Source organism: Bradyrhizobium manausense, from assembly GCF_018131105.1.
Taxonomy (GTDB): Bacteria; Pseudomonadota; Alphaproteobacteria; order Rhizobiales; family Xanthobacteraceae; genus Bradyrhizobium; species Bradyrhizobium manausense_B.
On record NZ_JAFCJI010000001.1, the window covers coordinates 137,404 to 160,969 of the forward strand.

Genomic DNA, 23,566 nt, shown 5'->3' on the forward strand with positions numbered 1-23,566 from the left:
GTTGATCAGCCCGCTCGCTTCGCGTCCTTGCTCACGATCGGCGGCTTCGCGTTCAGCGCTTCGACCTGGAATCCCGCGACGCGCTTGTAGTTCGCGGCGATGTCTTCCAGCTCCTTCTGCGACAGCACGTCGGTGACGACGCCATAGCCATCGGGTGCACGCTCCTCGACAAGCTGCATCACCTGCTCGGGGCCGTTCTTGCGGTTGAGCAGGACGAGATCGGTGGTCGCGGGGCGCCGTTCGGCTTCATAGGCGAGCAGCGCAGCCTGCGTGGGGCCGTGCGCCAGGATCTCGCGCGTGATGGTGCGGGCATCGAGGATCGCCTGCGAGGCGCCGTTCGAGCCGATAGGATACATCGGATGCGCGGCATCGCCCATCAGCGTGACCTTGCCGAAGGTCCACTGCGAGACGGGATCGCGGTCGACCAGCGGATATTCATAAGCGTGCGGGCAGTTCCTGATCAGGCCAGGCACGTCGAGCCAGTCGAACTGCCAGCTCTCGAACCACGGCAGAAACTCCTCCAGCCGCGCGGTGCGGTTGTAGTCCTCGCGCCGCCACTGATAGGTCGGTGGCATGTGCCGCTCGGCGACCCAGTTGATCAAATGATTTCCCGATGCGTCCGGCTCCTTCGAGATCGGATAGCAGACGAATTTCAGGATCTCGTGCCCGGCCATGATCATGGTGCGGCCGGTGAGGAACGCCTTTGACGGCGTCACGCCACGCCAGAGGATGCGGCCGTTCCAGATCGGCGGGCCCTCGTTGGGATAGAGCTTTTCTCTGGCGGCGGAATGGATACCGTCGGCGGCGATCATGATCGCGCCTTCGTGCGTTCCGGCGGCCTTGCCGGTCGCGCGGTCGATGAAGTCGGCGCGCACGCCGCCGGCCGTCTCGGTCCAGCCGGTCAGATGATGGCTGGTCAGGATGTTGTCGCGGCCGAGACGCTCGACCGCGGTGTCGAGCAGCAGTTGCTGGAGCGTGCCGCGATGGATCGAGAACTGCGGCCATTTGTAGCCGGCTTCCAGCCCGCGCGGCTCGCTCCAGATCGGCTTGCCGTGTTTGGAGAAATAGGCGAGCTCGCGGGTGCGCACGCCGCTGGCATCGAGCTTGTCCATCAGCCCGAGCTCGATCAGCTCGCGCACCGCATGCGGCAGCACGTTGATGCCGACGCCGAGCGGCTTCAGTTCCGCGACGCTCTCGAACACTTTTACGGGAATGCCGATCTGGTGCAGGCTGAGCGCGAGCGTCAGCCCGCCGATGCCGCCGCCGGCGATGAGTACCGTCATGACAAAACCCCTCCGATTGCAGGCGTCTTGGCACAGCCGGGCGGCGGTGGGCAACTGCGAAGAGCAAAGGCTCTGAGGGGCGTGCTATGGACCTGGCGCGCGGCAGCCGTTAACTTCCAGCTTTCGCATGAGGTTCGACATGATCAAGCTCTACTACGCCACCGGCACTTGCGCGCTCGCCACCTACATCACCCTGGAAGAGGCCGGCGCCGACTACACGGCTGAACGGCTGAGCTTCAAGGACAACCAGCAGAACAGCCCGGCCTATCTCGCGATCAACCCGAAGGGGCGCGTCCCGGCGCTGGTGACGGATCGTGGCGTCCTCACCGAGACGCCGGCGATGCTGGCCTATATCGCGCAGACCTTCCCGAAGGCGAAACTCGCACCGCTCGATGATCCCTTCGACTTCGCGCAAGTGCAGTCGTTCAACTCCTATCTCTGCTCGACCGTGCACATCAACCATGCCCACAAGATGCGCGGCGCGCGCTGGGCCGCGCAGGAGAGTTCGTTCGCCGACATGAAGGGGATGGTGCCGAAGACCATGGGCGCCTGCTTCTCGCTGATCGAGCAGAAGATGATGAAGGGGCCGTGGGTGATGGGCGATCAGTTCACCGTCTGCGATCCCTATCTCTACACGCTCTCGACCTGGCTCGAGGGCGACAGTGTCGACATCAACGCCACGCCGAAGATCGCCGATCATTTCAAGCGCATGTCGGATCGCTCCGCCGTGCGCAAGGTGATGGACGCGCAGAAGGCGTAAGGGTCTTGTCGCGCTTGGCGGGTGGGCGAAGGCGCATGGCGCCGTGCCCACGCTCTTTTGCCGTAACGATCAGGGGGTGGGTACGCTTCGCTTTGCCCACCCTACGATAGCTTGCGCTTGGCTTGCTCCAACTCTCGTCCCGTGTCCAGCATCAGCCGCCGCAGCCAGATCGAGCCCGGGTCCATCTGCGCCCGCGTCGGATAGAACAGGAACTGCTCATCAATCCCTGGGTCGAGCGGCGGCGTCACGGTGGCGAGCCCGAACTGCTTTGACAGCGCCGCGATCAGCCGGCGCGGCACGAAGGCGACGAGGTCGGTGCGTGCCGCGACGTGCAGGGCTTCGAGATAGCCCGACACCACCAGCGAAATGTGCCGCTCGATACCTTTGGAGCGCAGCCAGGTGTCGATGAGGTCTTCGGGCTGGCCGCGGATGATCACGCCGACATGCCGTGCGGCCAAAAATGCGTCGCGCCGCTTCAGCTTGGCACCCATGGGATGACCGCGCCGCACCGCCAGCGCGTCGCTGTCGGTGTAGAGCAGCTGGCGATGAAAGCCCTTGAAGGCGTTGCCGATCGAGATCACGAGGTCGATGGTGCGGGCGAATTCGGCGTGGAAGATCGCCGGCCCCCGCCACGGCACCACATCGATGCGGACGTTGGGCGCAAGGCGCGTCACTTTCTCCATCAGCGGCGGCATCAACAGCTCGACCGCGAGATCCGGCATCATCAGCCGGAATTGCCGCTCGCTGCGTGCTGCGTCGAACTCGTCCGGAACGAACAGCCCACGCACCTGGTCCAGCGCCTGTGCCAGCGGTGTGCGCAAGGCTTGCGCCCGCGGCGTCAGCTCCATCCGCGCGCCGGTGCGCACCAGCAGCGGATCGCCGAAGATGTCGCGTAGGCGCTGCAGGGCGTGGCTCGCGGCCGGCTGCGACAGCCCGATGCGCAGCGCGGCGCGGCTGACATTGGCTTCCCGCAGCAGCGCGTCGAGCGCGGTCAATAGATTGAGGTCGAGCGAATTCAAATTCATGGGGTGAATAGATATCATATTCACTATCGATTTGAAGAATTCTCGTCAGGCAGCGATGTTCTCCGTATCGCCACCAAAAGGAGATGCCGCCATGAGCGCGAGCGCCAACAAGAAACTGATGCAGGATATTTTCGCCGCTGCCGCCAGCCCCGATCCTGTTGTCCGCGACCGGTCGCTGTTCGCCGCAAGCCTGGCCGACGACGCCAAATGGATCGTCACCGGCCAGTATTCCTGGTCGCGGACCTTCACCGGGAAAGACGCGATCCTCAACGACCTGCACGGCTATGTGCGAACGCGCCTGCGCGACCGGACGCGCACGGTCGCCGAGCGCTTCATCGCCGACGGCGACATCGTCGTGGTGGAGGCCAAGGGCGACAACGTCACCCCTGAGGGTGTGCGCTACGACAACGACTATTGCCTGGTGTTCCGGCTCGAGGACGGCAAGATCAAGGAGATCCGCGAGTACTGCGACTCCGTCCTGACCGAAAAGGCGCTCGGGCCCTTCCAGCAACCGGCCCGGCGCGCCGCCGCCGGATAGGCGAAGTCCCGTCGGCAGGCCGGGAACGCGGCGGGAACCTTTTGATCCCGCCTGCGTTCCCTCGCTTCCGGGACAATTATGCCCCCGGCTTTGCACGCGTTTAGGAATTTCATGCTGGCGGGGGCTTCGGACGTTTCGATACAGGTGGGCCGCAGCTTTCCCGGACTCCGCGAACGATTGAGAGACGCGACCGCGGCCGCGCACCGCGAACTCGATGCGCAGATGTCCGCCTTCGATCTTGCGGTCCTGCCAGGCTATCGTCGCTTCCTTGAGGCCAGTGCAGGTGCGCTGCTGCCGCTCGAAGCGGCGCTCGTGGACGCTAACGTCGCCAAGATGTTTCCGGACTGGCCGGAGCGGACACGTCGTGACGCGATCACATCAGACCTCGCACGGCTCGGCAGGGACGCGCACGGCACCGTGTCGGTGCCGCCGCTGACGCCCAGCGGCATGATCGGCACGATGTACGTGCTGGAGGGCTCCCGGCTCGGCGCCAAATTTCTGCTGAAGGCTGTCGCGGATGCGGGCGATCCGCGCCTCGGCGAGGCCACAGCCTATCTCCGCCATGGCGCGGGAAAACGTCTCTGGCAGGGCTTTCTGGCAAGACTGGCCGATGAAGAGGCCTGCGACGAAGACGAGGCGATCGAGGCGGCGCGCAGCGCGTTTGCGGCGTTCGAGCAGGCGGCGGATCGGGCATGAACGAGGCGGTCAATCTCACCAATTGCGATCGCGAGCCGATCCACATTCCCGGCAATGTGCAGCCGTTCGGCTTTCTGCTGACGCTGCTATCGGACTTCACGATCTGCATGACGTCGGACAATGCCGCCGGCTTCCTCGGCGGCGACGTCGCCGATCTCCTGCAACGGCCGCTCGCCGAGGTGTTCTCTGCAACCGCGATCGAGACCATTCGCAGCCGCGTCGACCAGCTCGGCGGCCCTGACTCGACGGAGCGCGTGTTCGGCGTCGAACTCCAGCCCGGCAAGCCGCTTTACGATCTCTCGATCCATTTCTCCGGTGCCTATCTTGTCGTGGAGGCCGAGCCCAGCGTCATCGAGGCGGGAGTCAATTCCGGCGAGCTGGTGCGGCTGATGCTGGAACGCATCCGCAAGACCCGCGGCATGACCGACCTCGCCCGCGAGGCGGCGCGCCAGCTCAAGGTGCTGACCGGCTTCGATCGCGTCATGGTCTACCAGTTTCATCCTGACGGGTCGGGCGAGGTGATCGCGGAAGCTGCGGAGACAGGCCTCGAAAAGTTTCTCGGGCTGCACTATCCGGCCTCCGACATCCCAAAGCAGGCCCGCATCCTCTATCAACGCAACTGGCTGCGTATCATCGCCGATATCAACGCCAGGCCGGCCGCGCTGCTGTCGACAGCCACGCACAATGCGGGGCTGCTTGATTTGTCGATGAGCATGCTGCGCTCGGTGTCGCCGATCCATATCGAGTATCTGCGCAACATGGGCGTCGGCGCATCGATGTCGGTGTCGATCCTGCGCGATGGCAAGCTGTGGGGGCTGTTCGCCTGCCATCATTATTCGCCGCGCTACATCTCGTTCGAGAAGCGCACGGCGTCCGAATTGTTCGGGCAGATGTTCTCCTGGATCGTGGAGGGGCGCGAGCGCGAGGGCGACGTCGCCTATGAGGCCAGTGCCCATAAGATCCAGGAACGGTTGATCGAGACCGCAGGCACCCACGAACACAGCCGGCGCGCGATCGTCGACTTCGTCGGTGACTACCGCCGGATGATCGCCTGCGACGGCGTGGCGATCTGGTCCGACAACAACATCACGCTCGATGGCGAGACGCCGACCGAGGACGAAGTGAAGGAGCTCGTTGCCTTCATCAACCGGACGTCGCCGGGCCGCATCTGCGCCAGCGCGGAGATCGCAAAGCTCTATGCGGCCGGCGAGGTGTTTCGCGATCGCGCCGCCGGCTTCCTCGCCATTCCGATCTCGCGCACCCCGCGCGACTGCCTGATCTTCTTCCGGCGCGAGGTGGTGCGCTCGGTGAACTGGGCAGGCGCGCCCGAGAAGGTCTACGAGGAAGGCCCGAACGGGCCGCGCCTGACGCCGCGCAAGAGTTTCGAGCTCTGGCGGGAGACGGTCGCGGGCCAGTCCAAGCCGTGGTCGGCGGCGGACATCCGCATCGCCGAGAGCCTGCGCGTCACGCTGCTCGAGGTGATCCTGCAATTGTCCGATCTTGCCGCGCGCGAGCGCCGCGGCGCGCAGGAGCGGCAGGAGCTGATGATCGCCGAGCTCAATCATCGCGTCCGCAACATCCTGAGCCTGGTCCGCGCGCTGGTGGCGCAGAGCAAGGACACCGCCAGGAGCGTCGACGAATTTGCCAATGTGCTCGGTGGCCGCATCCAGGCATTGGCGCGCGCCCACGATCAGATCACCAATCTGAACTGGGCACCGGTGGCTCTGCGCACGCTGCTCGAATCCGAGGCCGGCGCCTATCTCGGCGCGCGCGCGGACCGCGTGAAGATCGGCGGACCGGACGTGGCGCTCGATCCCAAGGCGTTCGCGACGCTGGCGCTCGTCGTCCACGAGATGATGACCAATTCCGCCAAATACGGCGCGCTCGCCGATTCCACCGGCCAGGTCGAGGTGGTGTGGCGGGTCGATTCGAATTCGAGTCTCGAGATCGAGTGGAAGGAGAGCGGCGGCCCCCCGGTGCAGCCGCCGTCGCGCCGTGGCTTCGGCACCACCATCATCGAGCGTTCCGTCCCCTTCGACCTCAAGGGCGAAGCCGAAATCCGTTTCGATCTGCTGGGTGTGCAGGCAAGGTTCGTGATCCCGCCGAACTTCGTCGACCTGGTGCCGTCAATCGCAGGAGCCGCCATGCGCGTCGAGGAACAGCAACCCGCCAGCCCCCGCATTTCCGACACGGCGCTGATCGTCGAGGACAATCTCATCATCGCGATGGCGGCGGAGGTCATTCTGCTCGATCTCGGAGCCCGTCATGTCGACACCGCGGCGAACGTCGATCAGGCGCTGCGCGCGATCGAGCGCACGCGGCCGAGCTTTGCGCTGCTCGACCTCAACCTCGGCAATGAGAACAGCATTAAGGTGGCGATGAAGCTGAAGGAAATCGGCGTGCCCTTCATCTTCGCGACCGGCTATGGCGAACGCGCGCCGATTCCCGTCGATCTGGCCTCGGCGCCTGTGGTGCAGAAGCCGTACACGCTGGAAGTGGTCGAACACGCGCTCGGCAAACTGCAGCAGGCGACGGCCCAATAAAGCTTCATCCCGACAACAAGAGAAAAGGCCACGCGCATGCGCGTGGCCTTTAATGGCAGTGAAGTGTGATCAGGCCACTTTCGTCGACATGTGCCTGAACATGTTGGCGCGCGCCTCGTCGTCCATCTCGGCCTTGAAGGTGAACTTGTCCTTCAGCGCGATCGCGCGCGCCGCTGCCGGTCGCGCCGAGACCTCGTCGACCAGTCGCTTGACGTTCGGATAGCGCGCAAAGGCGTCGTCGCCGAGCTTGAACGGCACCATCCGCGCCCAGCCCCACAGCGCCATGTCGACGATCGAATAGGCATCGCCGACCATGTAGCTGCGGCCTTTGAGGCGACCGTCGAGGATCTGGTAGTGGCGGTCAGTCTCGTACTGGTAGCGGTTATGGGCGTAATCGTGGTTCTGGTCCTTCGGCGCGAAATGCTTGAAGTGCACGGCCTGACCTGAATACGGCCCGACGCCCGTCGCCACGAACATCAGCCAGGACAGCAATTCGGCGCGGTTCGCAGGCAGGAATTGTCCGGTCTTCTCGGCGAGATAGAGCAGGATGGCGTTGCTGTCGAACACGATGGTGCCGTTGTCGTCGATCGCCGGCACCTTCGCGTTCGGATTGATCTTCAGATAATCCGGCGCGAACTGGTCGCCCTTGCGGGTGTCGATCTTGACCGGCTCGTAAGCCAGGCCGGCCTCTTCGAGGAACAGCGCGACCTTGGTCGGGTTCGGCGATCCGTTGAAATAGAATTTGAGCATCTGGAATCTCCCAGGAGTGGTGCAAGTGTTGGTGGCCAACAGCGAACGCGGTTCGTCGTCGAGAGCGGACACAGCATCATAGCCGCGCGGCGGCTTCTCTTGCCTGAAGTGACGCTGGTCGCACAAGGGACGAGATTGACGGGTGGTGCCTGCGCCAGGCGCAGAGCCGCAGGGTGGGCAAAGCGACGGCGTGCCCACGAATTCCATCGATTTCCTGGAGACATGGTGGGCACGGCGCGTTGCGCCTTTGCCCACCCTACGAGATCATAACCATGGTCGGAGCGATTTATTCCGCCGCCATGCCGGCGCGGATCTCGGCGCGGAGCTCGTCGATCAGCTTGAGACCCTTCTTGGTCTCGACGTGCCAGAACGTCCAGCCGTTGCAGGCCTGCGCGCCTTGAGCGACGGCGCCCATGCGGTGGATCGAGCCGACCTTGTCGCCGAACATGATGGCGCCGTCGGCACGGACCAGCGCGCCGAGCTTCTTCTTGGCGTCGAACAGTTTTGCGCCGGGCATGATCATGCCGCGCTCGATCAGTTCTGAGAACGCCACCCGCGGTGCTTCGCGCGCCGTCATGAACGGGGCGAGGCTTTCTTCCGGCAGCGGTTCGACCGCGGCGATGCGCGCCTCGGCGGCTTTCGCGTAAGTTTTGTCGCGCTCGAAGCCGATATAGGAGCGGCCGAGGCGCTTGGCGACGGCGCCGGTGGTGCCGGTGCCGTTGAAGGGATCGATCACGAGATCGCCGGGCTTCGACGACGACAGCAGCACGCGCGCGAGCAGGCCTTCCGGCTTCTGCGTCGGGTGCACTTTCTTGCCGTCGGCGCCCTTGAGGCGCTCCTCGCCGGTGCAGAGCGGGATCAGCCAGTCGGAACGTGCCTGCACGTCCTCGTTGGCCGCCTTCAGCGCTTCATAGTTGAACGTATAGCCCTTGGCTTTCTCGTCGCGCGCGGCCCAGATCATGGTCTCGTGCGCGTTGGTGAAGCGGCGGCCGCGAAAATTCGGCATCGGATTGGTCTTGCGCCAGACGATGTCGTTCAGGAGCCAGAAGCCGAGGTCCTGCATGATCGCGCCGACGCGGAAGATGTTGTGATAGGAGCCGATCACCCAGATCGTCGCAGAAGGCTTCATCGCGCGGCGCGCGGCCAGCAGCCAGGCGCGGGTGAAGTCGTCATAGGCGGAGAATGAATCGAACTTGTCCCAATCATCGTTGACGGCGTCAACGTGGGACTCGTCGGGGCGCTTGAGATCGCCCTTGAGCTGTAGATTGTAGGGCGGATCGGCGAACACGAGGTCGACCGAACCAGCCTGGAGCTTCGACATCTCGGCGACGCAATCACCGAGGATGATGCTGTGCGAAGCGGACTCAAAGTTTGTGCGGGGCGCCCTTGCAGACGCCCCGCGACGCGACACTACCATGACTCAAGAACTCTGACTCAGGCGACGCTGTCGGCGACGCGGGACCAAACAACCGACTGACCGTTACAATGAAGCGGCAAAGTAAAAATCGACTTAACCCGCCGCTTTCGTGAGCAGATCTCGCATCGTGCGTTGCGCATGAGTCGCTGCACGCATTTGCCGTGTTTTGCAGTGTGTTTCGCATTTCTTCGCGTTGCGGGAGTGGCTGGAGCTGCAAAAGACTCCAAATTTCTCTCGGAAAAAAATGCATGGCCCTCGGAAAAAATTGCTGGCGTCGCACGCTGTCGCACTAGGCAATAATTGCCGAGCGGGATATTGATTAACGCAATGGAAATTTTAGGTATGTGGCGCGTTGAGGTTTTCGCGTGCCCACGCCATGCAATCGCCGACCTGAGGAAAGCCGCCATGCGCTACGATGATTTTCGCCGCAGCGACGATGTCGAGGACCGTCGCGACGACAGTGGCGGTGGGGGCGGAGGCGGCGGGTTCGGCCTCCCGATGGGTGGCGGCGGCCTTGGCATCGGCACCGTCATCGTGCTCGGGCTGGTCGGCTACGCCTTCGGCATCGATCCGCGCATCCTGATCGGCGGCGCCGAAATTCTCACCGGCGGCGGCCAGGCACCGAGCTACCAGAGCGATCGGCCGTCGTCCCAGGCCAAGCGCGGTGCGCCGACCGACGAGATGGGCAGCATGATCTCCGGTATCCTTGGCGAGATCGACGATCGCTGGAGCGAGATCTTCCAGGCCAGCGGCCAGTCCTACACCGGTCCGAAGGTCGTGCTGTTCCGTAACGCCACTAATGGTGGCCGCTGCGGCCGGGCCGAGTCGGCCATGGGGCCGTTCTACTGTCCGCCGGACCGCACCATCTTCCTCGACACCGGTTTCTTCCGCGAGGTCGAGACGCGCTTCCGCGGCTGCTCCGGCAAGTCGGCGTGCAATTTCACCACCGCCTACATCATCGCGCATGAGGCCGGCCATCACATCCAGAACCTGCTCGGCATCATTCCGAAGGTGACGCGGCTGCAGCAGCAGGCCGGCAGCAAGGCCGAAGCCAATGCACTCCAGGTCAAGGTCGAATTGCAGGCCGACTGTCTGTCCGGCGTCTGGGTCAATCGCGAGGCGAAGAAGCGTCCGAACTTCCTCGAACAGGGCGACATCGATGCCGCGCTGACCACCGCAAGCGCGATCGGCGACGACACGCTGCAGCGCCAGGCCACGGGGCGCGTCGTGCCCGACTCCTTCACCCACGGCTCGGCCGCGCAGCGCAAGCAGTGGTTCATGACCGGCTATCAGCAGGGCAGTCTGCAGGCCTGCAACACGTTCGGCGGCGGCGGGCCGTAGCGAAGGTCTCGTGCCCCGGACGCAGCACAGCACGAAGTGATGCGCTGCTGAGCCGGGGCCCATCTTGCCGGTCTCATGCAACTGGGGTCCCGGCTCTGCGCTGCACCGCCCACGCGTCGCATCGCGTCCGGGACACGAGAGGAAGCGAAATGGCCTCCATCGACGAATCCAAACAGTTCATCCCGCTCAACATCGCGGTGCTCACGGTTTCCGACACGCGTGCGCTCGCGGATGACAAATCAGGGCAGACGCTCGCCGATCGGCTCACCGCAGCCGGCCATCATCTCGCCGCGCGGGAGATCGTCACCGATGATGTCGAGGCGATCCGCGCCGTGATCCGCCGCTGGGTCGCGGACGCCGGCGTCGATGTCGTCATCACCACAGGCGGCACGGGCTTCACGGGGCGCGACGTCACGCCGGAGGCGATCGAGCCCTTGTTCGAGAAACGCATGGACGGCTTCTCCATCGCCTTTCACATGCTGAGCCATGCCAAGATCGGCGCATCGACGATCCAGAGCCGCGCCACCGCAGGCGTGACAGGCGCGACCTACATCTTCTGCCTGCCGGGTTCGCCCGGCGCCTGCCGCGATGGCTGGGACGGCATCCTCGCAGCCCAGCTCGACTACCGCACACGTCCCTGCAATTTCGTCGAGATCATGCCGCGGCTCGACGAGCACCTGCGCCGGCCGAAGGCGCAGGGCGCGACGGTGTGAGCTTCTTCCTTCTCCCCTTGTGGGAGAAGGCGGCGCGAAGCGCCGGATGAGGGGTATCTATCATCCGCACGGAATGCGCGGAGAAATACCCCTCACGCTGGTGAGATTGTGTCTACCTGCGGCGCAGCCCTCTCCCGCAAGGGGAGAGGGCGCAGTCATGCGCATCGCGCTCGTTGCGGAACAATCAGAGATCCCGCTCCCAGGTCTCGCCAACCAGATCATGCCCGAAGCTGTGATGTGGCTGCGTTGCGACCAGTTCGAAGCCGGCGCTCTTGTAGATGCCGCGGGCGGCCACCAGGATGCTCTGCGTCCACAGCGTCATCCTGTTATAGCCTCGCTCGCGCGCGCCCTGGATGCATTGCTCGACCAGCGCGCGGCCGACACCGAGGCCGCGTGCTTTCTTCTCAACCTGCAGCAGGCGAAGCTTGGCGATCTCGTCGGTCGCCTTCACCAGAAAGATCGAGCCAACCGGCTCACCGCCGACTTCCGCGATCCAGCAGTGCTCGCGTGCGGCATCGTAGTCCTTGATGAACTGCGCGCAGATCTCGGCGACCAGCGCCTCGTAGCTGATGTCCCAATTGTAGTCAGCGGCATAGGCAGCGCCTTGCTTTGAGATGACCCAGCCCATGTCACCGACGCGATGGCTGCGCAGCACCACAGAGGCGGGCTGGCTTCGACGCTGCTCCAGCACGGTCTCAATGGTTGCCATCGCCTGCGTGAGCCGCGCTGCATCGTCGGCCGGAAGCTGGGCCAGCATTGCTGCGACCTCATTTTGCGAGCTCAGGTTCAGCTTGGCGAAGGTCTGGCGGCCCTTGGCGGTGAGGCTGAGCTGGTACTGCCTGCGATCCGTGGGCAAGGGCGTTCGGGTGATCAGCCCTTTTTCGTCGAAGCTTTGGACGATGCGGCTGAGATAGCCGGGGTCGAGACCAAGCTCGTTGCCGATCTCTTTCGCCGAAACGTCGTCGCGATGCGCGAGTTCATAGATCACGCGGGCCTCGCTGAGCGAAAACGGGCTCCTTCCCAGGTGCTGGTCGAGCACGCCAAGCTTGCGGGTATAGAAGCGGTTGAAGGCGCGAACCGCGGCGATCTGTTCGTTGGTAGCGTTGTCGGGCATGGGACACCTCAATACTTGCCATTGTCAAGCAATCATTTGACTTTGGCAAGTATTAGATGCGCTCAACCGACCATGACAATCCGGCTGCGCAGCAGCGTCCGGGATGAACGGCCAAGACGCCTGAGCAGGCGCGCCTCGGAACGACGGGCCTGGGGCGGGTAGCCGCCAATCCGGTCGTAATGGTCACGCGCGATCAACAGCCCCTGATCGGCGAGAGGGCCGACCAGCTTGCGCGCCATCGACCACAGGACATCGCGAAGGCCGGTATCGGCGTAAGGGGAACGGGCATAATGGAACACGGCTGCACGATCCCGCCCGCTCGCCGCGACGGCCTGGATGAATTGGGTGGTTTCGTCGATCCAGCCAGTTTCCAGTACGGCCCCGGCGGGAAGGAACATCAGCCAGGGCGAACGGGCCTGGAGCGCGCCGGCGGCGAGCGCCGCACCTTGCGAAGATCCCTCGTAACCGATGAAACGGCAGCCGGCGACGTCCGCTACGCGCTCGATGACGCCGTTGCGGGTGCCGTCGACCAGCAGAACTTCCTTGATGATGCCCGCAGCGGCACCGGGTACCAACGGGGCCAGAGTTGCGACCGCCGTCTGTTCGACGCCTTCGGTCGGTATGATGACGCTCAGCATGATTGAGGCTTCAATATCCGCACTTCGGGAGAAGCGTAGCTCGTTATGATCTTGTCATAAACACGCGGCGCTGCCGAGCGCAACTTTCGCGCGGCGTTTCGGCGTGCGATGGTAAATCGCCGCCCGTCCATCGCAGCCAAATATGTCGTGCGCGGGTCCGTCGCGTTGCCGAATGTTTCGGCGAATCTCGGTTTCGTGAGCTGCAAATTGTCCGCCGACATTGCGCAGAACGAGATGTGTCCAATGAATGCCGATCAACATCCCATTGGTGTGACACCAGCAGCGCCGAAGCCGGACGCCACGCCGATCTTGCGGATCCGCGCCGTGATGCTGGGCGAACGCATCAATCCGTCGGGGCTCGAGATCGGTGCGGCCGTGTCCTCGACGCCCGCTGCCTTTCGCGTCCACGCCGGCCTCGCGGTGATCTTCCGCTATGGCGTCGTGGTGCTGATCGGCCTGCTTCCTTCGGAAGAGAAGGTGCTGCTCGACAGCCTCAAGTCCCGCGTGACCGGCGAGCTCAGCCCGATCGAGGAGGAGACCGCGCAGGCGCAGCTCTGCAAGGATGAAAACGCCGAGGCGATCCAGCCGGGCGGGCCGATCTGCCTCGCCAGGTTTTCCGACGAGCGGCTGCTGCTGATTGCGGACGCGCTCGCCAAGAGCACGTCGCTGGCGCGCGACGAACGGCGTGTTGCTGCGGTTTTCGATGTCATCGAGCCCTTCGCGCGGGAGCTCGCCGAAAAGGGTCGGACCTCGCGGCGGCGCAAGGGCATCTTGCAGCTGATCGGCAACGCGCTGCTGGTGCAGCAGCGCGTCGCCGGCCGCGTTGCCGTCGCCGAGAAGCCCGACGCGCTCTGGGAGAAGCCGCAGCTCGACCGCCTCTATGCGCGTCTCGAAGACGAATATGAGCTGAAGGAGCGCCTCGACACGCTCGAGCGCAAGCTCACCGTCATCGCGGAGACGGCCGATGCGCTGACCGACATCATCGACACCCAGCGCTCGCTGCGGCTCGAGATCGCCGTGGTGGTGCTGATCGTGATCGAAGTCGCGATCGGATGTTTCCAGATTTTTACGGGGACGCACTGAGCGCCGAGGAAATTGAAGCGCGTTGCGTGCGGCGGTCGATTGTTGTCGAGTTGTCCTGGGCTTGCCGAACTTCACCCCCGATCGCCATCGATCGTGTTCCCGCGCCGACGGCTACTGTGCATGGGGTTGTTTTCGCGTTTTTCATTCTTGTTCTTGATTTGTTCCTTTCTCGTGCTATCTTGCTGGCATGAGTCCAGCTTCTTCTTCTGCTCTCAAGCACCCGCCGGTCACGGCGCCCTCCGAGCCGGCGGGTGCGCCTTCCGATTTCCCCGAGCTTGGCGTCGCCATCGACCGTGCGCGCCGGCGCGGGCGGGGCGCGCAGTCCAATGCCAGCGGCCGTTACGAGGCCGAGGCACGCGTCGCCTTCGACGATGGCTGGCAGAGCCTGGAAGAGCTGCCGCCGTTCAGGACGACGGTGGCGGTGGACACATCGCGCAAGGTGATCACCCGCAACGACTCGCCCGATATCGGTTTCGACCGCTCGATCAATCCCTATCGCGGCTGTGAGCACGGCTGCGTCTATTGCTTCGCGCGACCGACGCATGCCTATCTCGGTCTGTCGCCGGGGCTCGACTTCGAGTCGAAGCTGTTCGTGAAGCCCGAGGCACCGGCGCTGCTCGAGAAGGAACTCGCCGCGTCAGGCTACGAGCCGCGGATGATCGCGATCGGCACCAACACCGATCCCTACCAGCCGATCGAGCGCGAGCGCAAAATCATGCGCGGCATTCTGGAGGTGCTGGAGCGCACCGGCCATCCCGTCGGCATCGTCACCAAATCCGCGCTTGTGACCCGTGACATCGACATTCTCGCGCGCATGGCCAAGCGCAACCTCGCCAAGGTCGCGATCTCGGTGACCTCGCTCGACCCGAAACTCGCGCGCACCATGGAGCCGCGCGCCTCGACGCCACCGAAGCGGCTGGAGGCGTTGAAGCAGCTTTCGGACGCCGGCATCCCGACTACCGTCATGGTGGCGCCCGTCATCCCCGCGCTGAACGATTCCGAGATCGAGCGCATCCTGGATGCCGCGACCCATGCGGGCGTCAAGGAAGCTTCCTACGTGCTGCTGCGGCTGCCGCTGGAAGTGCGCGATCTCTTCCGCGAATGGCTGATGGCGAATTATCCGGACCGCTATCGCCACGTCTTCACGCTGATCCGCGACATGCGCGGTGGCCGCGACTACGACGCGAAATGGGGCGAGCGCATGAAGGGCACGGGACCGATGGCCTGGACCATCGGGCGTCGCTTCGAGATCGCCTGCGACAGGCTCGGGCTCAACAAGCGCCGCTCGAAGCTGACCACGGATCATTTTGCACGGCCGAAGCAGAACGGCGAGCAGCTCAGCCTGTTCTAGGGTGCGGAGCGAACGAGGTGTGTGATGAGTAAGGAACTGCCGGCTCCGGTGCCCCGACTGACGGTGATCACGCTCGGCGTCCGCGACATCCGCGCCAGCATCGCCTTCTACGCCGCGCTCGGGTTTTCGCGCCGGTTGAAAGCGACGGGCGAGGCCGTTGCGTTCTTCGACACCGGTGGTCCGGTGCTGGGCCTGTTCCCCTGGGATCAGCTTGCCGATGACGCGAAGCTGCCGGACCAGCCGAGGCCGACGACCTTCCGCGGCGTCACGCTGGCCTGGAACTGCGCGACACGCGAGGAGGTCGATACGGTGCTGGCGTTCGCGCTCGGCAAAGGCGGAACATTGTTGAGGGCCGCGCACGAGACCGATTACAGCGGCTATTCCGGCTATTTTGCCGATCCCGACGGCCATCCCTGGGAGGTCGTCGTCGCGCCCGGCATCGAGGTCGGCGACGACAGGCGGGTGCATCTGGCGGAGTAGGGCGGTTCGTCTGAATAACGGGAATTGCGAGGGGTTCCCGGTTGCGCTGGCCGGGCGGCTTGCGCACGATCCCGGCCATGATTCGGGACAAGTCCGCCAAAAAGCCGGCCAAAGATGCGCCGGAGAAGGTCGCTGCGAAGAAGGCGGTACCCGCCAAGGCGAGCTTCCGCCGTGAGCGCGCGCTGATCAAGCGCGGCATCTGGCCCGTGGCTGGCTGCGACGAGGCCGGTCGAGGGCCGCTCGCGGGCCCCGTGGTCGCGGCCGCCGTGATTCTCGATCCCGACCGCATCCCGCGCGGTATCGACGATTCGAAGCGGCTGACTGCCGAAGAGCGCGAAAGGCTGTTCGACAAGATCTGCGCCACCGCGCAGGTCTCGGTCGCCGTCGCCTCGCCCGCCCGCATCGACCGCGACAACATCCTGCGCGCCTCGCTGTGGGCGCTGAAGCGCGCGGTGGTGGCGTTGCCCGAAGCGCCCAGGCACGTCTTTGTCGACGGCCGCGATCGCCTCGACACCGCCTGCGACTGCGAGGCCGTGATCGGCGGCGACGGCATCGTGCTTTCGATTGCGGCGGCCTCGATCGTCGCCAAGGTGACACGCGATCGGTTGATGTGTGCGCTGGCGCAGGACTGCCCGGGCTACGGCTTCGAGCAGCACAAGGGCTATGGCGTGCCCGAGCATCTCGACGCGCTCAGTCGTCTCGGCCCAACCATCCACCACCGCAGCTTCTTCGCTCCCGTCGCCGCCGCCCGCGCCAAGCACATGCCCTGGACCGTCGAGCCGGTGCAGGATCTGTTCGAGGTCGCCGAGGTCGAGGTGCAGGTGGAGACGACGGTTGAAATCGACGCTTCGGCGGGCCCCTAGCGTAGACTGTCGTTGCCACGACGCGTGGCGGCCTTTATCAAAACAGGCGTGAGCGAATAGGGCCGGCTGGACGGGTTGGCTGCATCTTGCGGGCGTTGCATGCGGTTTACCTCCCTGGTCATCGAGCTCATTCGCGCCCGGCCGCGGCTGATCGTCTGGATTGCCGTGCTGCTCCAGGCCGCGATGTGGCTGGTGGTGGCGCTCCTGTTCTACCGCAGCCCGCCCGGCAGCCTCGCGACCCTGCTGGCCTTCGGCCGCGAGTACCAGGTCGGCACCGATCTCGGCCCGCCGCTGTCGGTCTGGCTTGCCGATATCGCCTATCGCGCTGCCGGCGGCCACATGTTCGGCGTCTACGTCCTCGCCGAGCTCTGCGAGATCGCGACCTTCATCACGCTCTATCATCTGGCGCGCGCCGTGGTCGGCACCCAGCAGGCAGTGCTCGCCGTGCTCCTGACCATGACGGTGCTGGCGTTCTCCTCGTCTGCGCTCGATTTCGGCCCGCTGATTCTCGCACGGCCGCTCTGGGCGCTGTTGCTGCTCCATTCCTGGCAGATCATCGGGCAGCGCCGGGGCAACGCCTGGTTCGCCTGGTCGATTGAAGCGGGCCTCCTGCTCCTGACCACGCCGGCCGCGATCTTGCTGCTCGCACTGCTCGTCATCTTCGCACTCTCCACCGCCGGCGGGCGGCGGACATTGCGCGCGCTCGATCCGCTGTTCGCACTCGTCGTCGTCGCCGTGCTGGCGTTGCCTTATGCCGTCTGGCTGATGCGCGCCGAGACCCTTGTGCTGCCGCCCCTGCCGCAAGTGACTGATCTTGGCGCCCGCGCGATCCACGGCGCCTGGCTGCTCGGCGGGCTCGTGCTCGGCGCGATCGCAGTTCCGGTGCTGAGCTTCCTCAACACATCCCTGTTCGCGGGCAAGAGCGAGGAGGCGCCGATCATCTACCGGCCGCCGGTCGAGCCGCTCGCACGCAACTTCGTCTATTTCTTCGCGCTAGCACCGGCGATCGGCGCGGTCCTGATCTCCGGCCTGTTCGGGTTCGAGGCCGTCGTCGGCGGCGCCGGCGTTGTGCTGGTCATGTCGGGCCTCGCCATGGTCGTGGCAGCAGGCGATCTCATCGCCATGCGCGGCGCGCGGATGCTGCGCTCGGTGTGGGCGGCGGCCGTCGTGGCCCCCGCCGCCGGTGTCATGCTGGCCGTATTGTTCATGCCCTGGAGCGGCACCGGCGAGATCGCGACCTCGATGCCGGCGCGCGCGATCTCGGATTTCTTCGACGAGAGCTTTGCCCGCCGCACCAACCACCGCCTGCGCGCGGTCGCAGGTGAAACCCAGCTTGCCAGCCTGATCACGCTGCATTCCGGCCGGCCGCACCTCTTCATCGATGCCAATCCGGCGCGCACACCATGGATGTCGCAGGCCAAGTTCAGCGAGAGCGGCGGCGTCGTGGTGTGGCGCGCTTCCGATACTGCGGGGACCCCTCCGCCCGAAATCCTCGCGCGCTTCCCCGGCATCGTGCCCGAAGTGCCGCGCGCCTTCGAATGGCTGGTGACGGGACGCCAGCAATTGTTGCGCATCGGCTGGGCCATCGTGCGGCCGAAGGGAAGCTAGACCGCAGACATTGGCAGTCATTTGGGGGCTCGTGATGGATTTGAATCCGCCGACTGGCTCAGAGATTTCGATCAGGCGAGGTGACCAGGGCCCGCTTATCATCATTCCGGCGAAGGGAAGTCCGGCGCGCTATTTCGGCGGCTTGTTCCTGCTGTTCTGGCTGGGCGGTTGGGCGTTCGGCTTCAAATCGGTCCTGACGAAGCTGCTATCCGGAAACGGCAACGCCTTTGAAGTCTTTTGGCTCGGCGGCTGGACGGTTGGCGGCGTGCTTGCAGCCTACACGGCGTTTCGGATCTTTCGCCCCGGCGTGCCGGAGACGCTCCTGCTCAAGCGTGCCAGCATCGACTACGATGCCGGAATTCCGCCGCTGGAGCTGAACACCTATCAGAAACGAAGGAACTTCTGGAGCTCGCTCTTCGTGAAGCGGCTTCGCGCTGAGCTCGGTCGCCAGGAACTCATATCGCTCCGCCTACGCGAAACGGAGGAGGGCAATCGGCTGACCGTCGACATCGGTGCCAAGCGTGTCGAACTCGCAGCGCGGGCGAGCGAGGTTGAACGGGAATGGCTGGGCCGCCTGCTGGCGGACCGCTACGCGCTTCCTCAAATCATGTTGGGCACAGTAGGCAAGACCTGACAGAGCTCAGGCCGCCAGCGCCTTTGCGATCGAGCGCAGATCCTGCCAGGCCAGCCTCTTGTACGACGGCGAGCGCAAGAGATAGGCCGGGTGGAAAGTCGGCAGCGCGCGGATGGTACGTTGGCCGGTCTCGTATTCGAACCAGCGCCCGCGCGTGCGCATGATACCTTCGCGAGTCGAGAGCAGTGTCTGCGTCGAAGGATTGCCGAGCGTTACCAGCACATCGGGGTTCACCAGCTCGATATGACGCTGGATGAAGGGCAGGCAGATCTGCGTTTCCTGCGGCGTCGGCGTACGATTGCCGGGCGGCCGCCAGGGGATCACGTTGGTGATGTAAGCCGTAGCCCGGTTAAGCCCGATCGCGCCGATCATGAGATCGAGCAGCTTGCCGCTGCGTCCGACGAAGGGTAGCCCCTCGATGTCCTCGTCGCGGCCCGGCGCCTCGCCGACGAACATGATGCGCGCCTGCGGATTGCCGTCGGCAAATACCAGTCGTGTCGCGGTGTGCTTGAGCGCGCAGCCTTCGAAGTTTTGCATGAGCTCGCGCAAGGCCTCGAGCGTCGGTGCCGTGCGCGCGGCCTCGCGCGCCGAGGCGATCGCGATGTCGGGGGCCGGAGCTGCCTCGCCGCGCATCACCGCAGGCGCGGCGACAGGCCGCGGTGCTTCGACCGGCGCCACGCGCGGCGCCGGCGGCGGGGCGTCTAATTCCGCGAGGCGGTCGACCGGCTCCTCCGCGAGCGCGCAGTCGACTCCAGCCTCCAGATAGAAGGCGAGAAGCTCTCGGACGGTGGGGGCGGGCTCAGGGATCATTTTGGAAAGTCAGACTATTAGTTCATCTTAGGGCGCCTTGCATCCCAGCGGAACGCATTTCCGTAGTTGTCCTACCCGGAAAAATCGGAAACAAGGGAGCGCAAATGGCAAGGAACCGTCTCAAGGGCTGAGATCAGATGAGCACCGAAGAACTTCCCCCGCGCGAATCCATGGAATTCGACGTCGTCATCGTCGGCGCCGGCCCCTCGGGCCTGGCCGCGGCGATCCGGCTGAAGCAGATCAATGCCGATCTCAACGTCGTCGTGGTGGAGAAGGGGTCCGAGGTCGGTGCGCATATTCTCTCCGGCGCCGTGATCGATCCTGCTGGACTCGACAAGCTGATCCCGGACTGGCGCGAGGATTCTGATTGTCCGCTGAAGACGCAGGTCAAGGACGATCGCTTCTACTGGATGACCGGTGGCGGCGCGATCAAGCTGCCGAACTTCATCATGCCGCCGCTGATGAACAACCATCACTGCTATATCGGCTCGCTCGGCAATGTCTGCCGCTGGCTCGCGCGCAAGGCCGAGGCGCTCGGCGTCGAGATCTATCCGGGCTTTGCGGCCGCCGAAGTGCTCTACGACGAGCAGGGCGCGGTGAAGGGCATCGCTACCGGCGACATGGGCATCGGCCGCGATGGCAAGCCGAAGGACTCCTTCACCCGCGGTATGGAATTGCTCGGCAAGTACACGCTGTTCGCCGAAGGCGCGCGCGGCAGCCTGACCAAGCAGCTGATCGCGAAGTTCGCGCTCGACTCCAAGAGCGAGCCGGCGAAGTTCGGCATCGGCCTCAAGGAAGTCTGGCAGATTGATCCCGCCAAGCACCAGAAGGGCATGATCCAGCATTCGTTCGGCTGGCCGCTCGACCTCAAGACGGGCGGTGGTTCGTTCCTCTATCATTACGACGACAATCTCGTCGCTGTCGGCTTCGTCGTGCATCTGAACTACGACGATCCGTATCTGTCGCCATTCGATGAATTCCAGCGCTTCAAGACCCATCCCTCGATCCGCGGCACCTTCGAAGGCGCCAAGCGCCTTGCCTATGGCGCGCGCGCCATCACCGAGGGCGGCTACCAGTCGGTGCCGAAGCTGACTTTCCCCGGCGGCGCGCTGGTGGGTTGTGCGGCCGGATTCGTCAACGTGCCGCGCATCAAGGGCGTGCACAATGCGATGGGCACCGGCATGCTGGCGGCCGAACATGTCGCAGCCGCGCTCGCGGCCGATCGCGCCAATGATGAGATCGTCGACTACGAGAACGCCTGGCGGTCCTCGTCGGTCGGCAAGGATTTGTTCCTGGTCCGTAACGTCAAGCCGCTGTGGTCGAAGTTCGGCACCGTCCTGGGCGTCGCGCTCGGCGGCTTCGACATGTGGTTCAACACGCTGTTCGGCACCTCGCTGTTCGGCACGCAGTCGCACGCCAAAGCCGATCGCTCGACGCTCGACCCGGCCAAGCAGCACGCGCCGAAGAACTACCCGAAGCCGGACGGCAAGATCTCGTTCGACAAGCTGTCCTCGGTGTTCCTGTCCAACACCAATCACGAAGAGGACCAGCCCGTCCATCTCCGGGTCGCCGACATGAATCTCCAGAAGATGTCCGAGCATGACGTCTTTGCCGGTCCCTCGAACCGCTATTGCCCGGCCGGCGTCTATGAATGGGTCGAGGAGGGCGCTGCGCCGCGCTACCAGATCAACGCCCAGAACTGCGTCCACTGCAAAACCTGCGACGTGAAGGATCCCAACGGCAACATTACCTGGGTTCCTCCGGAGGGCGGCGGCGGCCCGAACTACGAGGCGATGTAAGGACGCGTCAGGCGACCAAATAGGTCCGAAGAGTGATGTAGCGCACGTTCGCGTGAGACCGGAAGCACCACGGGTGCCCGCGGCCACGATAAGGCCATAGTAGCGGCGTCTTGGGGCGCTCCTGACCGTCACTTGAACGGTTACTAGGCCGATTTGGGGCGTGCGAAGGGGATCGCCCGGTCCGAATCCTTGCGGTGAAGCGCCAAAAGCGGCATTGTCCCGACCCGACGGTTCCGGGTCCCTGTCGCCGGCGGCGTTCGCGTGCGAGACGGCCTTTTGCTTCAAACCCAGGCACTACCAACTCAAGGCGAGCCCTGATGTTTTCAAATCGTTTCAACCGCTGGACTGCTGCTGCCATCGCCCTTGCCGGCTCTGCGATCGTGGCGGTCCCCGGCGCGGTGCTGGCGCAGACGCCGGACCATCCGGCCGACACGGCGGCGCAGTTTCCGACCCGGAACGATCTGAAGTCGCTCACCACCGCCGGCAGTTATCTCGCCGCGCGTCACGCCAGTGTCGAGCGCGATGCGACCTCCGCCTCCGCCTTCTACCGGTCCGCGCTGCGCACCGATCCCAAGAACAACGAGTTGCTCGACCGCGCCTTCATCTCCTCGGTTGACGATGGCGACATTGACGAAGCGGTCAAGCTCGCCGAGCGCATCCTCACCATCGACAAGACCAATCGCGTCGCGCGCCTCGTGGTTGGCGTGCATGATCTGAAGCTGAAGAAATATTCGAGCGCGCAAAGCAACATCAACCAGTCGATTCGCGGACCGATCACCGACCTCGTCGCCACGCTGCTGTCCGGTTGGGCCGCCTATGGCGCTGGCGATGCCAAGGGCGCGGTTGCGTCCATCGACAAGCTGGCCGGTCCCGAATGGTATCCGCTGTTCAAGGACCTGCACGCCGGCATGATTCTCGAAAACGCCGGCAAGGAGAAGGACGCCGGCGTCCGTTTCGAGCGCGCTTACAAGCTCGACGATTCCATGCTGCGCGTCAGCGAAGCCTATGCGCGCTGGCTGTCGCGTAACAAGGACGCGGCCTCGGCGACGGCGGTTTATGAAGCCTTCGACAAGAAACTCGCCCGCCATCCGCTGATCGTGGAAGGTCTGCGTGAGACCAAGGCCGGCAAGAAGATGCCGCCGCTGGTCGATTCCGCGCAGGCCGGTGCAGCCGAGGCGCTCTACGGCATCGGCGCGACGCTGACCCGCCGCGGTGGCGAGGATCTCGCGCTGGTCTATCTCCAGCTCGCGCTCTATCTCCAGCCCGCGCATCCGCTGGCCTTGCTCTCGCTCGCCGACCTCTATGAATCGGTGAAGCGGCCGCAGATGGCGATCAAGATCTATGAGCGCGTGCCGTCGTCCTCGCCCCTGAAGCGCAACGCGCAGATCCAGCTCGCCATTGACCTGGATTCCGCCGACCGCACCGACGAGGCGATCAAGATCCTCAAGGGCGTGACCGCCGAGGATTCCAAGGATCTCGAAGCCATCATGGCGCTCGGCAATCTCGAACGCGGCCGCAAGAAGTTCGGCGACTGCGGTGCGACCTATTCGCAAGGTATCGCCGTGCTGCCGGCCGGCAACGACAAGGCCAACAGCGTCTGGTACTATTATCGCGGCATTTGCGAGGAGCGCTCCAAGGAGTGGGCCAAGGCCGAAGCCGACATGAAGAAGGCGCTCGAGCTCCAGCCCGACCAGCCCCATGTCCTGAACTATCTCGGCTATTCCTGGATTGACCAGGGCGTGAATCTCGACGAAGGCATGAAGATGATCAAGCGTGCCGTCGAGCAGCGTCCCGACGACGGCTACATCGTCGACTCCCTCGGCTGGGCCTATTACCGCATTGGCAATTATGAAGAGGCCGTCAAGAACCTCGAGCGCGCGATCGATCTGAAGCCCGAGGATCCCACCATCAACGATCATCTCGGCGACGCCTACTGGCGCGTCGGCCGCACGCTGGAAGCCAAATTCCAGTGGGCGCATGCCCGCGATCTCAAGCCCGAGGCGGAAGAGCTTCCGAAGATCGAGGCCAAGATCGCCAACGGCATGACGGATGACGCCTCGAATTCTTCGGCCGCGCAGGCGGACAAGAAGAAAGACGACGGCAAGGGCGGCTGATCCAAG

At 64.6% G+C, this 23,566-nt stretch carries 21 protein-coding genes; 14 read left to right on the forward strand and 7 right to left on the reverse strand.

All coding sequences use genetic code 11. The annotated features are described in order from the left end of the window. Nucleotides 1-5: 5 nt before the first annotated feature. Nucleotides 6-1,283, reverse strand: a complete 1,278-nt coding sequence (locus JQ631_RS00665; RefSeq protein ID WP_212322817.1) for a flavin-dependent oxidoreductase — start codon at nt 1,281-1,283, stop codon at nt 6-8. 139 nt (nt 1,284-1,422) lie between these two features. Between JQ631_RS00665 and JQ631_RS00670 the strand changes: the two genes are divergently transcribed. Continuing rightward, on the forward strand, nt 1,423-2,043 hold the full coding sequence (locus JQ631_RS00670) for a glutathione S-transferase family protein (RefSeq protein ID WP_212322819.1): 621 nt from the start codon (nt 1,423-1,425) through the stop codon (nt 2,041-2,043). A 101-nt stretch (nt 2,044-2,144) separates the two neighbouring features. On the opposite strand, the gene JQ631_RS00675 is transcribed toward JQ631_RS00670, so the two are convergent. Beyond that, complete coding sequence (locus tag JQ631_RS00675) at nt 2,145-3,068, reverse strand: LysR family transcriptional regulator (RefSeq protein ID WP_212322822.1); 924 nt, start codon at nt 3,066-3,068, stop codon at nt 2,145-2,147. A 91-nt stretch (nt 3,069-3,159) separates the two neighbouring features. On the opposite strand from JQ631_RS00675, the gene JQ631_RS00680 reads away from it, so the two are divergent. The 3 genes from JQ631_RS00680 to JQ631_RS00690 all read left to right on the forward strand — a co-directional run bounded on the left by JQ631_RS00680 (nt 3,160) and on the right by JQ631_RS00690 (nt 6,845). Then, nucleotides 3,160-3,606, forward strand: coding sequence for a nuclear transport factor 2 family protein (locus JQ631_RS00680; RefSeq protein ID WP_212322825.1), 447 nt, complete (start codon nt 3,160-3,162; stop codon nt 3,604-3,606). A gap of 177 nt (nt 3,607-3,783) precedes the next feature. Further along, nucleotides 3,784-4,302: a biliverdin-producing heme oxygenase gene (locus tag JQ631_RS00685; protein ID WP_349644949.1), complete on the forward strand. Its 519-nt coding sequence runs from the start codon at nt 3,784-3,786 to the stop codon at nt 4,300-4,302. Then, complete coding sequence (locus tag JQ631_RS00690) at nt 4,299-6,845, forward strand: HWE histidine kinase domain-containing protein (protein WP_212322829.1); 2,547 nt, start codon at nt 4,299-4,301, stop codon at nt 6,843-6,845. The genes JQ631_RS00685 and JQ631_RS00690 overlap by 4 nt, the downstream gene beginning before the upstream one ends. 69 nt (nt 6,846-6,914) lie before the next feature. Here the strand turns inward: JQ631_RS00690 and JQ631_RS00695 are convergent, their stop codons facing one another. Then, nucleotides 6,915-7,595 (reverse strand): glutathione S-transferase family protein, encoded by a 681-nt coding sequence (locus JQ631_RS00695; RefSeq protein ID WP_212322831.1) that lies wholly within the window; start codon nt 7,593-7,595, stop codon nt 6,915-6,917. Between the two features lie 286 nt (nt 7,596-7,881). Beyond that, nucleotides 7,882-9,012, reverse strand: coding sequence for a site-specific DNA-methyltransferase (locus JQ631_RS00700; protein ID WP_283841742.1), 1,131 nt, complete (start codon nt 9,010-9,012; stop codon nt 7,882-7,884). Nucleotides 9,013-9,417: 405 nt separating this feature from the next. Between JQ631_RS00700 and ypfJ the strand changes: the two genes are divergently transcribed. Continuing rightward, nucleotides 9,418-10,353, forward strand: a complete 936-nt coding sequence (ypfJ, locus tag JQ631_RS00705) for a KPN_02809 family neutral zinc metallopeptidase (protein ID WP_212322835.1) — start codon at nt 9,418-9,420, stop codon at nt 10,351-10,353. A gap of 149 nt (nt 10,354-10,502) precedes the next feature. Further along, complete coding sequence (moaB, locus tag JQ631_RS00710) at nt 10,503-11,066, forward strand: molybdenum cofactor biosynthesis protein B (RefSeq protein ID WP_212322837.1); 564 nt, start codon at nt 10,503-10,505, stop codon at nt 11,064-11,066. A 184-nt stretch (nt 11,067-11,250) separates the two neighbouring features. Here moaB and JQ631_RS00715 read toward each other — a convergent pair whose 3' ends face one another. Both JQ631_RS00715 and JQ631_RS00720 read right to left on the reverse strand, forming a co-directional pair. Then, the gene (locus JQ631_RS00715) at nt 11,251-12,180 is read right to left on the reverse strand and encodes a bifunctional helix-turn-helix transcriptional regulator/GNAT family N-acetyltransferase (RefSeq protein WP_212322839.1); all 930 of its coding nucleotides are present in this window, start codon (nt 12,178-12,180) and stop codon (nt 11,251-11,253) included. 62 nt (nt 12,181-12,242) lie between these two features. After that, nucleotides 12,243-12,818, reverse strand: a complete 576-nt coding sequence (locus tag JQ631_RS00720) for a glycosyltransferase family protein (RefSeq protein WP_212322841.1) — start codon at nt 12,816-12,818, stop codon at nt 12,243-12,245. 243 nt (nt 12,819-13,061) lie between these two features. On the opposite strand from JQ631_RS00720, the gene JQ631_RS00725 reads away from it, so the two are divergent. The 6 genes from JQ631_RS00725 to JQ631_RS00750 all read left to right on the forward strand — a co-directional run bounded on the left by JQ631_RS00725 (nt 13,062) and on the right by JQ631_RS00750 (nt 18,837). Next, nucleotides 13,062-13,901, forward strand: coding sequence for an RMD1 family protein (locus JQ631_RS00725; RefSeq protein ID WP_212322843.1), 840 nt, complete (start codon nt 13,062-13,064; stop codon nt 13,899-13,901). Nucleotides 13,902-14,088: 187 nt separating this feature from the next. Next, nucleotides 14,089-15,252 (forward strand): PA0069 family radical SAM protein, encoded by a 1,164-nt coding sequence (locus tag JQ631_RS00730; protein ID WP_212322845.1) that lies wholly within the window; start codon nt 14,089-14,091, stop codon nt 15,250-15,252. Between the two features lie 24 nt (nt 15,253-15,276). Then, nucleotides 15,277-15,732 carry a VOC family protein gene (locus tag JQ631_RS00735; protein WP_212322847.1) on the forward strand — a complete coding sequence of 152 codons (456 nt, stop codon included), beginning with the start codon at nt 15,277-15,279 and terminating at the stop codon, nt 15,730-15,732. 77 nt (nt 15,733-15,809) lie between these two features. Continuing rightward, on the forward strand, nt 15,810-16,595 hold the full coding sequence (gene rnhB, locus JQ631_RS00740) for a ribonuclease HII (RefSeq protein WP_212322848.1): 786 nt from the start codon (nt 15,810-15,812) through the stop codon (nt 16,593-16,595). A gap of 99 nt (nt 16,596-16,694) precedes the next feature. After that, nucleotides 16,695-18,203 carry a glycosyltransferase family 39 protein gene (locus JQ631_RS00745; RefSeq protein WP_212322850.1) on the forward strand — a complete coding sequence of 503 codons (1,509 nt, stop codon included), beginning with the start codon at nt 16,695-16,697 and terminating at the stop codon, nt 18,201-18,203. Between the two features lie 34 nt (nt 18,204-18,237). After that, nucleotides 18,238-18,837, forward strand: a complete 600-nt coding sequence (locus JQ631_RS00750) for a hypothetical protein (RefSeq protein ID WP_212322852.1) — start codon at nt 18,238-18,240, stop codon at nt 18,835-18,837. Nucleotides 18,838-18,843: 6 nt separating this feature from the next. Here the strand turns inward: JQ631_RS00750 and JQ631_RS00755 are convergent, their stop codons facing one another. Further along, nucleotides 18,844-19,647 carry a uracil-DNA glycosylase gene (locus tag JQ631_RS00755; RefSeq protein WP_212322853.1) on the reverse strand — a complete coding sequence of 268 codons (804 nt, stop codon included), beginning with the start codon at nt 19,645-19,647 and terminating at the stop codon, nt 18,844-18,846. A 137-nt stretch (nt 19,648-19,784) separates the two neighbouring features. Here JQ631_RS00755 and JQ631_RS00760 point away from each other — a divergent pair, with 137 nt between their 5' ends. Both JQ631_RS00760 and JQ631_RS00765 read left to right on the forward strand, forming a co-directional pair. After that, complete coding sequence (locus JQ631_RS00760; protein ID WP_212322856.1) at nt 19,785-21,446, forward strand: electron transfer flavoprotein-ubiquinone oxidoreductase; 1,662 nt, start codon at nt 19,785-19,787, stop codon at nt 21,444-21,446. Nucleotides 21,447-21,763: 317 nt separating this feature from the next. Beyond that, nucleotides 21,764-23,560: a tetratricopeptide repeat protein gene (locus tag JQ631_RS00765; protein ID WP_212322883.1), complete on the forward strand. Its 1,797-nt coding sequence runs from the start codon at nt 21,764-21,766 to the stop codon at nt 23,558-23,560. Nucleotides 23,561-23,566 lie beyond the last annotated feature (6 nt).